The following is a 10,451-nucleotide window of genomic DNA, read 5'->3' as shown; positions in this document are numbered from 1 at the left end:
CCACCCCGGCAGCGTTGCCGCGGCCCGAGGAGATACACGTGACCAGCACAGCGCAGGCACCTCAGTCAGGAGCCAGAACGGCTCATCCCGATCATCTCGGGCACGTCATCTTCATCGCGGCGGCCGCCGCCATGGGCGGTTTCCTCTTCGGCTACGACAGCTCCGTGATCAACGGCGCGGTCGAGGCCATCCGCAGCCGCTACGACATCGGCTCCGCCGCGCTCGCCCAGGTCATCGCGATCGCCCTGATCGGCTGCGCCATCGGTGCCGCCTACGCCGGCCGCATAGCCGACCGGATCGGCCGCATCCGCGTCATGCAGATCGCCGCCGTACTGTTCACGGTGAGCGCCGTCGGCTCGGCGCTGCCCTTCGCCCTGTGGGACTTCGCACTCTGGCGCGTCGTCGGCGGCTTCGCCATCGGCATGGCCTCCGTCATCGGCCCCGCCTACATCGCGGAGGTCGCCCCGCCCGCCTACCGCGGCCGGCTCGGCTCGTTCCAGCAGGCCGCGATCGTCATCGGCATCGCCGTCTCCCAGCTGGTCAACTGGGGCCTGCTGAACGCCGCCGGCGGCAACCAGCGCGGCCACCTGATGGGCCTGGAGGCCTGGCAGGTCATGCTCGGCGTCATGGTCGTCCCGGCCGTCCTCTACGGCCTGCTGTCCTTCGCGATCCCCGAGTCCCCGCGCTTCCTGCTCTCCGTCGGCAAGCGTGAACGCGCCAAGGAGATCCTCGCCGAGGTCGAGGGCCAGGACGCCGACCTGGACGCCCGCGTCGCCGAGATCGAGCACGCGATGCAGAGCGAGCACAAGTCCACCTTCAAGGACCTGCTCGGCGGCGGCTTCTTCTTCAAGCCGATCGTCTGGATCGGTATCGGCCTGTCGGTCTTCCAGCAGTTCGTCGGCATCAACGTCGCGTTCTACTACTCCTCGACGCTGTGGCAGTCGGTCGGCATCGACCCGGCGGACTCGTTCTTCTACTCCTTCACGACGTCGATCATCAACATCGTCGGCACCGTCATCGCGATGATCTTCGTGGACCGCGTCGGCCGCAAGCCGCTGGCCCTCATCGGCTCCGTCGGCATGGTCGTCGGCCTGGCCCTGGAGGCCTGGGCGTTCAGCTACCACCTGGTCGACGGCAAGCTGCCGAGCACCCAGGGCTGGGTCGCTCTGATCGCCGCCCACGTGTTCGTCCTCTTCTTCGCCCTGTCGTGGGGCGTGGTGGTCTGGGTCTTCCTCGGCGAGATGTTCCCGAACAAGATCCGCGCCGCCGCCCTCGGTGTGGCCGCCTCCGCGCAGTGGATCGCCAACTGGGCCATCACCGCGAGCTTCCCGTCGCTGGCCGACTGGAACCTCTCCGGCACCTACATCATCTACACGGTCTTCGCGGCCCTCTCCATCCCGTTCGTCCTGAAGTTCGTCAAGGAGACGAAGGGCAAGGCGCTGGAGGAGATGGGCTGACCTCCGCCCAGGAGACCCCGTGAACTCGGGGAGAAGGGCCAAGTCCCCGCTGCCCTCTCCCCGTACCGTCCGCCGCCCCCGCTCCGGCCACTGCCCGGAACGGGGGCGGCGGTGTGCCATACGGCCCCCTTCGCCGCAGGTCAGCCGCATTGTCCGTGCCGTCCGCCCTGGTGATCCGCACGTTCGACGGACGCCACGACATCGACTGGGCGTCGATGGACCACGCGTACGGCTCGGCAGTTCCCCGACCGCCGCCACCCACCCGCAGGTACGGCCCACCGCCGTTGCCGCGCTGCGGGCCGTCGGCGGCGATCCGGCCGAGGCCGTGCTGCTGCGCGCCCTCCTCACGCGGCTCGATCCGCCAGCACCGGAAGCACCCGCTCCGCGAAGAGCCTCAGGCTCCGCCACCCCTCCGCCACCGGCATCCCGCCCGCCAGCGGATGGAGCACGAGACTGTCGGCGCCCAGCGCCACGCACTGCTCCGGGGTGAGGATCCGGTACACGCCCTCCTCGCGGAGCTCGTCCACCGTCGTGGCCGCCGACCTCACCGCCGAGCGGATCTGCCCGGACTGCCAGGAGGCGTAGGTCCGGGCCTCGTGCAGGAAGTGCTCGCCGTACACGGTCCACGCCCGGTCCGGGTCCTCGGCGATGTGCAGGAGCGGGGTCTCGGCGGCGGGCATCAGCGACCAGCCCTCGGTGCCGTACTCGGTGAGCTTCTCCTTGTAGTACGCCTCCAGCTCGGGCAGGTGCGCGCTCGGGAAGAACGGCAGCCCCAGCCGGGCGGCCCGGCGCGCGGCGGCCCTGGAGGAGCCGCCGACCAGCAGCAGCGGGTGCGGATCGGTGAACGGGCGCGGGGTGAGCCGTACCCGGCGGCCCCGGTAGGTGAACTCCTCGCCCGACCACGCCGTCAGCAGCGTCTGAAGCAGCTCGTCCTGGAGCCGGCCCCGGCGCTTCCAGTCGACGCCGAACAGGGCGTACTCCTCGGGCCGGTAGCCGATCCCCGCCACCGTCACCAGCCGCCCGCCGCTCAGCAGGTCCAGTACGGCGATCTCCTCGGCCAGCCGCAGCGGATCGTGCAGCGGGCCGATCACCGCCGACACGGTCACCGCGATGTTCCGGGTCGCCCCGAACACCGCGCCCGCGAAGGCGAACGGCGACGGCAGCCAGTTGTTCGCGGCGCCGTGATGCTCCTCGGTCTGCACGGTGCTGATCCCGCGCTCGTCCGCGTACGCGGCCATCTCCAGGGCGGCCCGGTAACGGGCGGAGAGCGCGGCGGGCGCGGCGCCCGGGGCGACGAGATTGAAGCGGACGACCGTGACGGGCATGGGAAAGTCCCCCTCCGGTGCGATGCGGTGGAGGGGGACGGTAGCTGACGTAGCGTCAGACAGCCAGAGTCGCGGACTCCCTGGCCTCCGCCGCCTGCTCGCCGGCCGGCGCCGGCCGCACCACCGCCGGCTTCGGCAGGATCACGTACAGCAGGCCCGAGATGACGATCGTGGCGACCCAGCCGAGGCCGTACTCGCCGATGACGTTGTTCTTCGCGAGCGGGCCGGTGAACCAGTCCGAGGTCGTGAACATCAGGCCCGACAGCAGGCCGATCGCCCAGGCGGCCACGGCCGCGGGGGAGAAGCCGCCCTTGTACCAGTAGGCGCTGGTGCGGGTCGTGTCGGCCATGGCCTCGCCGTCGTACTCCGTGCGGCGCAGCATGTCCGCGCCGAACACGCCCACCCAGGCGGAGAAGGCGACGGCGAGCAGGGAGAGGAAGGCGATGAAGGAGCCCATGAAGCTCGTCGCCACCAGCATCAGCACCCCGCCGAAGACCAGCGAGATCACGGCGTTCACCGAGACCGCCCAGTGCCGCGGCACCTTGAAGCCGAGGGTCTGCGCGGTGAAGCCCGCCGAGTACATCGACATCGAGTTGATCAGCAGCATGCCGATCAGCGCGATGAACAGGTACGGCACCGCGATCCACGTCGGCAGGATCTCGCCGAGGAAGGACACCGGGTCGGTGGCCGAGGCCAGGTCCGGGGTCGAGACCGCCATCACCGCGCCCATCAGGACCATGGGCAGCACGACGATGCCGGCGCCGCCCACCGCCGTACCCACGATCGCCTTCGACGACGCCGTGCGCGGCAGGTAGCGGGTGAAGTCCGGCGCCGTCGGGATCCAGCTGACACCGCCCGCCGCGATCATGCCGACACCGGTGATCACCGCGGCCGTGGAGCCGCCGCCGTGGTGCAGCACCTTCGACCAGTTCGTGTTCGCGATGAGGTAGACCAGCACCAGCACCGAGAAGACGCCGAAGAGGTACGTCGCGTACTTGTTGCACTTCTGCACGGCGTTGATGCCGAGCCCGGAGATCGCGAACGTCGCGACGACGAAGACCAGCAGCGTCACCATGTCGAGCACGCTGTTCGCCTTCAGGCCGAACAGGATGTCCAGGATGGTGAGCATCGCGTACGCGCCGGTCACCGCGTTGATCGTCTCCCAGCCCCAGCGCGCGACCCAGATCAGCGAACCGGGCAGCAGATTGCCGCGCTGGCCGAAGACCGCGCGCGACAGCGCCATGCCGGGCGCGCCGCCGCGCTTGCCCGCGATCCCGATCAGCCCGACGAGGCCGTACGACACGACCGGCGCCGCCACCGCGACGACCAGCGCCTGCCAGATGTTCAGGTGGTACGCCACGACGAGGCTCGCGCCCATCGTCAGCAGCAGCACGCTGATGTTGGCGCCGACCCAGGTCGGGAACAGCTCACGGGTCTTCCCGGTGCGCTCGTGATCCGGGACCTGCTCGATGCCTCGGGTTTCGAGAGCACCTTCGGTCTCGACGGTTTTGCTCATCAAAAAGGGGCCTGCCGTGGGGGGAAGGGGACGGTCGGACTCTACGCGCGTCGACGGAGCCGCCACCATCGTACTTTGATCCCACTCCTCGCCTTAAGTAGCGTTTGTCTCTCGGAGGAAGCCACAAATAAGCTCTCGTCGTAACCCATGGCTGATACTGGACGCGTTATGGAAACCGTCATCCTTGCTGTAGTCATCGCCGTGGTCGTGCTCGGCGCGCTCGGTGGGCTGATCGTGGGCAGCCGGCGCCGGAAGTCGCTGCCTCCGCCACCCCCGAAGACGCCCGACATCACCGCGCCCCCGGCCGAGCCGCACGTCGGCGACGAGGCCGAGACACCGCGCGACGAACCGCGCCGGACGATCGAGGAGGTGGATCTCCCCGGCGGCCCAGCACCGGTCGCCGTGGCGGAGCCTCCCGTCGTCGAAGAGGTTCCGGAGATCGAGATCCCGGAGCCCACCGCCGGCCGGCTGGTCCGGCTGCGCACCCGCCTGTCCCGCTCCCAGAACGCCCTCGGCAAGGGCCTGCTCACGCTGCTCTCGCGCGAGCACCTGGACGAGGAGACCTGGGAGGAGATCGAGGACATCCTGCTCACCGCCGACGTCGGCGTGCAGCCCACCCAGGAACTGGTCGAGGGCCTGCGCGAGCGCGTCAAGGTGCTCGGCACCCGCACCCCCGAGGAGCTGCGCGTCCTGCTGCGCGAGGAGCTGCTCAAGCTGGTCGGCACCGACGTCGACCGCACGGTGAAGACCGAGCCCGAGGACCGCAAGCCCGGCATCGTGATGGTCGTCGGCGTCAACGGCACCGGCAAGACCACCACCACCGGCAAGCTCGCGCGCGTGCTCGTCGCCGACGGCCGCACGGTCGTGCTCGGCGCCGCCGACACCTTCCGCGCCGCCGCCGCCGACCAGCTCCAGACCTGGGGCGAGCGCGTCGGTGCCCACACCGTGCGCGGCCCCGAAGCCGGCGACCCGGCCTCCGTGGCCTTCGACGCGGTCAAGGAGGGCAAGGAGATCGGGGTCGACGTCGTCCTCATCGACACCGCCGGTCGCCTGCACACCAAGACCGGCCTCATGGACGAGCTGGGCAAGGTCAAGCGGGTCGTGGAGAAGCACGCGCCGCTGGACGAGGTGCTGCTCGTCCTGGACGCCACCACCGGCCAGAACGGTCTGGTGCAGGCCCGGGTCTTCGCCGAGGTCGTGGACATCACCGGCATCGTGCTCACCAAGCTCGACGGCACCGCCAAGGGCGGCATCGTCGTCGCGGTCCAGCGCGAGCTGGGCGTGCCGGTCAAGCTGGTCGGACTCGGCGAGGGCGCGGACGATCTCGCGCCGTTCGAGCCGGAGGCGTTCGTGGACGCGCTGATCGGTGACTGATCAGGTAGTGAATTCACTACCTGCGCGCGAGAAGCGCCCGGCCCCAAGGTGCAGTTGGGGACGGGCGCTTCGCCTTGTGCGGACCGGCGCCAGGGGTTATGCCTGCGCCCGCGACCGGTGCGCCACATAGGCCAGCGTGCCCAGCAGCAGCCGGGCCGCCGGAGGTGCCGTCGCCGAGTCCAGCGCCGGCGGGCGCAGCCAGCGCACCGGGCCCAGGCCGCCCCGGTCGGAGGGCGGGGCCGTGATGTACGCACCGGGGCCGAGGCCGCGCAGGTCCAGGGCGGAGGGGTCGTCCCAGCCCATGCGGTAGAGCAGCCGGGGCAGGTCGGCGGCGGCGCCCGGGGAGACGAAGAAGTGGGCCCGGCCGTCCGGAGTCGCGGCCACCGGGCCGAGCGGAAGGCCCATGCGTTCGAGCCGGACCAGAGCGCGCCGGCCGGCCGCCTCGGAGACCTCGATGACGTCGAAGGCCTGGCCCACCGGCAGCATCACCGCGGCCCCCGGGAACTCCGCCCAGGCCTTGCTCACCTCGTCCAGCGTGGCCCCGGCCGGCACCTGGGGTGCGAAGTCGAGCGGATGGGCCCCCGGCGCCGGGCAGTCGGCATGCCCGCACGAGCAGGCGCCCGCCGCGGCCCGTGCGCCCGGCACCACGTCCCAGCCCCACAGCCCGGTGAACTCGGCGACGGCGGTGCACTCCGAGGAACGGCCGCGCCGCCGCGTGCTGGAGCGGATCTCGCGAATGCCGCCGATCGTGAAGCCCATGCCCCCTCCAACGGGTCCAGCGCGCCGGTGGTTACGACACGGAACGAGGCGAAAGCGGAACGTAATGCTAGGGCTCCGCCTTCCCGTGCCGGCCCCGGGCCACGCGCGAGGTCGAAGCGGCGCCTGGAAGCGCTTCGGGTGGCGCATCGACGGTCACGCGCCCCCACGTGCCTCACTCCGCCCACTTTCGGTCGTCCTATGTCAAGTGAATCGCGGACCAGGGATCGTGAGTTCATTCGAAGGGGTGGCGAATGGTGGCGTTTCTTGGATCGCCATGGCTGGACCGGTGATCGTAGGATTACTGTGAGTGTGCGAGTCTTCGGGGCATATGCATCCATGGGTTGCCGGAGGCCAGTGGTCAACTCGTTCGATGGGTGACAACTACCGGACGGGAGGCCGTATTTACCGGCATTCTGATAGGGCTGGCGCGTGGCGGTCTCCCTCCGGGGCGACCGAGGATCGCGACGGCGACAAGAGGTCTCAGGGATGGGGGCGTTCCAGTGAGCGGCAACGGCGGTAGCGGGACGAACGCTGACAAGCGCCCCAACGAGCTGCTCGGCTCGTGGTTCGTACGCAGCGGCTGGTCCAAGGGCGAGCTGGCCCGCCAGGTGAACCGCCGCGCCCGCCAGCTGGGCGCCAACCACATCTCCACCGACACCTCGCGCGTACGGCGCTGGCTGGACGGCGAGAATCCCCGCGAACCGATCCCGCGCATCCTCTCGGAGCTGTTCTCCGAGCGCTTCGGCTGTGTGGTCTCCATCGAGGACCTCGGTCTGCGCGCCGCCCGCCAGTCACCCTCCGCGTCCGGCGTCGACCTGCCCTGGACCGGACCGCAGACGGTCGCCCTGCTCAGCGAGTTCTCGCGCAGCGATCTGATGCTCGCCCGGCGCGGCTTCCTCGGCACCTCCCTCGCACTGTCCGCCGGCCCCTCACTGATCGAGCCCATGCAGCGCTGGCTCGTGCCGAGCCCCGCCTCCCCGGTGGCGGCCGAGCCCGCGCGCCTCCTCGACCCGCGCCGCCCCGGCCGGCTGTCCCGGCCCGAGCTGGAGCTGCTGGAGTCCACCACCCGGATGTTCCGCCAGTGGGACGCCCAGTGCGGCGGCGGCCTGCGCCGCAAGGCGGTCGTCGGCCAGCTGCACGAGGTCACCGACCTGCTCCAGGAACCCCAGCCCGAGGCCACCACCCGCGTCCTGTTCAAGGTCGCGGCCGAACTGGCCGAGCTGGCGGGCTGGATGTCGTACGACGTCGGCCTCCAGCCCACCGCGCAGAAGTACTTCGTTCTCGCCCTGCACGCGGCCAAGGAGGCCGGTGACAAGCCGCTCGGCTCGTACATCCTCTCCAGCATGAGCCGCCAGATGATCCACCTCGGCCGGCCCGACGACGCCCTGGAGCTCATCCACCTCGCCCAGTACGGCAGCCGGGACTGCGCGAGCCCGCGCACCCAGTCCATGCTGTATGCGATGGAGGCCCGCGCGTACGCCAACATGGGCCAGCCCGGCAAGACCAAGCGTGCGGTCCGCATGGCCGAGGACACCTTCACCGAGGCCGACGAGTGGGACGAGCCGGACCCCGACTGGATCCGCTTCTTCTCCGAGGCCGAGCTGTACGGCGAGAACTCCCACTCCTTCCGCGACCTCGCCTACGTCGCCGGGCGCAGCCCCACCTACGCCTCCCTCGCCGAGCCGCTCATGCAGCGGGCCGTGGAGCTGTTCGCCGACGATCCGGAGCACCAGCGGTCGTATGCGCTCAACCTGATCGGCAAGGCCACCGTGCATCTGCTCCAGCGCGAGCCCGAGCAGGGCACGGAATACGCCACCCGGGCGATGGAGATCGCCAAGAAGGTCCGCTCCGAGCGCGTGAACACTCGTATCCGAAAGACGGTCGACACGGCCGCGCGGGACTACGGCGACCTCGCCGTCGTCGTCGACCTCACCGACCAGCTCGCCGTGGACCTCCCGGAGACCGCCGAGGCCGTCTGACGGCCCCGGTATCCCAAGCCCCGGCCGCGGCCGGGCCTCCCGAACTGCCCGACTCGGCTCCCCCACGCCAGGTCATCGAGAGGCCCGCCGCGGCCGGCTTTGCAACCTGCCGGGGACTCCTCCCCGGCAGGTTGCGTCACGATAACGATCGCCATGCCGGAGATCCGGCAGTTCATCCACGCGTAACACGCACGGCGCCTTCGTCACCCCGGCGAAACAACGAGGGGCTTCCATCGAAACCGCGCTGCGTCAGTCTCTGGCGCATAACCGGCCCGCCCCCCGCAACCGACCGGACCGCTCACAGGCACCGCCCGCACGGGGCCGTACCAATGACGAGGAGATGCCGATGGCACCAGCCATCACGCTTGCCGCGGAGGCACCCAAGCTGTCGTCCGCGAACACAGGCTTCATGCTCATTGCTTCCGCCCTGGTGCTGATCATGACCCCGGGACTCGCCTTCTTCTACGGAGGCATGGTCCGGGTCAAGAGCACCCTCAACATGCTGATGATGAGCTTCATCGCCATGGGGATCATCACCATCCTCTGGACGCTCTACGGCTTCTCCCTCGCCTTCGGCACGCACAACGGCTTCATCGGCTGGGACTCGAACTGGTTCGGGCTCAGCCACATCGGCCTGACCGAGCTCTGGCCGGGATACACCATCCCGATCTTCGTCTTCATGGTCTTCCAGATGATGTTCGCCATCATCACACCGGCCCTGATAAGCGGCGCGCTCGCCGACCGCGTGAAGTTCTCGGCCTGGTGCCTGTTCATCGCCCTGTGGGCCACGATCGTCTACGTCCCGGTCGCCCACTGGGTCTGGGGTGCCGACGGCTGGGCCTTCAAGCTCGGCGTGATCGACTTCGCGGGCGGTACGGCGGTCCACATCAACGCGGGTGCGGCGGCGCTCGGTGTCATCCTCGTCATCGGCAAGCGCGTCGGCTTCAAGAAGGACCCGATGCGCCCGCACAGCCTCCCGCTGGTCATGCTCGGCGCCGGTCTGCTGTGGTTCGGCTGGTTCGGCTTCAACGCCGGCTCCTGGCTCGGCAACGACGACGGCGTCGGCGCGCTGATGTTCGTCAACACGCAGGTCGCGACGGGTGCCGCCATGCTGGCCTGGCTCGCCTACGAGAAGATCAAGCACGGCGCGTTCACCACGCTGGGCGCCGCCTCCGGCGCGGTCGCCGGACTCGTCGCGATCACCCCGTCCGGCGGTGCGGTCTCCCCGCTCGGCGCGATCGCCGTCGGCGCCATCGCCGGTGTCGCCTGCGCCGCGGCCGTCGGCCTGAAGTTCAAGTTCGGCTACGACGACTCCCTCGACGTCGTCGGCGTCCACATGGTCGGCGGCATCCTCGGCTCCCTGCTGATCGGCTTCTTCGCCACCGGCAAGGGCCAGTCCACCGCCACGGGCGTCTTCTACGGCGACCACTCCTGGACCCAGCTGTGGAAGCAGTGCGCCGGTGTCGGCGCGGTCCTCGGCTACTCGCTGGTCGTCTCCGCGATCCTCGCCTTCCTGCTCGACAAGACGATCGGCATGCGGGTCACCGAGGACGAGGAGATCTCCGGTATCGACCAGGCCGAGCACGCCGAGAGCGCCTACGACTTCAGCGGCACCGGCGGTGGTGTCATCGGCTCCGCCGCCCACGCCCCGGCCCTGGCCACCACGCAGACCAAGAAGGTGGACGCATGAAGCTCATCACCGCCGTCGTCAAGCCCCACCGGCTGGACGAGATCAAGGAGGCGCTTCAGGCCTTCGGCGTCCACGGGCTGACGGTCACCGAGGCCAGCGGTTACGGTCGGCAGCGGGGCCACACCGAGGTCTACCGCGGTGCCGAGTACACCGTCGACCTGGTCCCCAAGATCCGCATCGAGGTGCTGGCCGAGGACGACGACGCCGAGCAGCTGATCGAGGTCATCGTGAAGGCGGCCCGAACCGGCAAGATCGGTGACGGCAAGGTCTGGTCCCTGCCGGTCGACACGGCCGTCCGGGTCCGCACCGGCGAGCGCGGCCCCGACGCGCTCTGACACGACAGCAGAACAA

At 70.1% G+C, this 10,451-nt stretch carries 8 protein-coding genes; 5 read left to right on the top strand and 3 right to left on the bottom strand.

The window, feature by feature from the left end:
* Window positions 1-38 precede the first annotated feature (38 nt).
* Complete coding sequence (locus LE548_RS25495) at window positions 39-1,457, top strand: sugar porter family MFS transporter (RefSeq protein WP_225099289.1); 1,419 nt, start codon at window positions 39-41, stop codon at window positions 1,455-1,457.
* Window positions 1,458-1,801: 344 nt separating this feature from the next.
* Here LE548_RS25495 and LE548_RS25490 read toward each other — a convergent pair whose 3' ends face one another.
* Together LE548_RS25490 and LE548_RS25485 are read right to left on the bottom strand one after the other, a co-directional pair.
* Window positions 1,802-2,782, bottom strand: coding sequence for an LLM class flavin-dependent oxidoreductase (locus tag LE548_RS25490; protein WP_225099288.1), 981 nt, complete (start codon window positions 2,780-2,782; stop codon window positions 1,802-1,804).
* 55 nt (window positions 2,783-2,837) lie between these two features.
* Window positions 2,838-4,298, bottom strand: coding sequence for a cytosine permease (locus LE548_RS25485; protein ID WP_225099287.1), 1,461 nt, complete (start codon window positions 4,296-4,298; stop codon window positions 2,838-2,840).
* A 168-nt stretch (window positions 4,299-4,466) separates the two neighbouring features.
* Between LE548_RS25485 and ftsY the strand changes: the two genes are divergently transcribed.
* On the top strand, window positions 4,467-5,672 hold the full coding sequence (gene ftsY / locus LE548_RS25480; protein ID WP_225099286.1) for a signal recognition particle-docking protein FtsY: 1,206 nt from the start codon (window positions 4,467-4,469) through the stop codon (window positions 5,670-5,672).
* Between the two features lie 96 nt (window positions 5,673-5,768).
* Here the strand turns inward: ftsY and LE548_RS25475 are convergent, their stop codons facing one another.
* The gene (locus tag LE548_RS25475; RefSeq protein WP_225099285.1) at window positions 5,769-6,431 is read right to left on the bottom strand and encodes a bifunctional DNA primase/polymerase; all 663 of its coding nucleotides are present in this window, start codon (window positions 6,429-6,431) and stop codon (window positions 5,769-5,771) included.
* Between the two features lie 500 nt (window positions 6,432-6,931).
* Between LE548_RS25475 and LE548_RS25470 the strand changes: the two genes are divergently transcribed.
* The 3 genes from LE548_RS25470 (at window position 6,932) to LE548_RS25460 (ending at window position 10,435) form a co-directional block, all read left to right on the top strand.
* A complete protein-coding gene (locus tag LE548_RS25470) occupies window positions 6,932-8,410 on the top strand; it encodes a hypothetical protein (RefSeq protein ID WP_225099284.1) in 1,479 nt (492 codons plus the stop codon).
* A 346-nt stretch (window positions 8,411-8,756) separates the two neighbouring features.
* A complete protein-coding gene (locus tag LE548_RS25465; RefSeq protein WP_225099283.1) occupies window positions 8,757-10,100 on the top strand; it encodes an ammonium transporter in 1,344 nt (447 codons plus the stop codon).
* Complete coding sequence (locus tag LE548_RS25460) at window positions 10,097-10,435, top strand: P-II family nitrogen regulator (RefSeq protein WP_043504401.1); 339 nt, start codon at window positions 10,097-10,099, stop codon at window positions 10,433-10,435. Before LE548_RS25465 ends, LE548_RS25460 begins: the two co-directional genes overlap by 4 nt.
* Window positions 10,436-10,451: the final 16 nt, after the last annotated feature.

It is taken from the genome of Streptomyces sp. CoH27 (assembly GCF_020181035.1).
GTDB lineage: Bacteria > Actinomycetota > Actinomycetes > Streptomycetales > Streptomycetaceae > Streptomyces > Streptomyces camelliae.
This window is presented reverse-complemented; position numbering and strand designations above follow the sequence as displayed.